1 protein-coding gene is annotated in these 484 nt (G+C 46.3%); it reads right to left on the reverse strand.

Features of this window, described 5'->3' with window-relative positions; translation table 11 throughout:
* Nucleotides 1-403: DEAD/DEAH box helicase (locus A3757_RS05830; protein WP_231878231.1), on the reverse strand; the 403-nt coding region annotated here is incomplete at its 3' end.
* Nucleotides 404-484 lie beyond the last annotated feature (81 nt).

Raw genomic sequence — 484 nt, forward strand, 5'->3', positions numbered from 1 at the left:
ACTCATCGAAGATCACCAGGCCAATATCAGATAGCTCCGGGTCCTGCTGTAATCGTCGGGTGAGAATACCTTCAGTAACGACTTCGAGAACGGTGTTTTGCGACACATTTCGATCATTCTTGATCTGATAACCTATGCGTTCACCGACTTTCTCCCCAAGCTGTTTCGCGAGGTAGTAAGCAATGGCCTTAACGGCTACACGGCGAGGCTCCAGTAAAAGAATCTTTTTCCCTTGAAGTGCCAAGTCCTTGAGTAAGGCCAAAGGTAAAGCGGTTGATTTTCCCGCACCGGGTTCGGCTTGAAGTACTAATGCCTTATGTTCGCTCAGTTGAGCAATCACTTGAGGAAAAAACTGGGAAATGGGTAACAAAGACAGGGCTCCAGAATGACAGGCTTGCGTCATTTTATAAGATCCTGAGCGCAATAAAAGCCTTTAATTAAGTGAAACAGCAGCTTGTCTGGTTTTGTCAAAACGGGGTTTAGC

The sequence above is a fragment of the Oleiphilus sp. HI0117 genome (assembly GCF_001635235.1).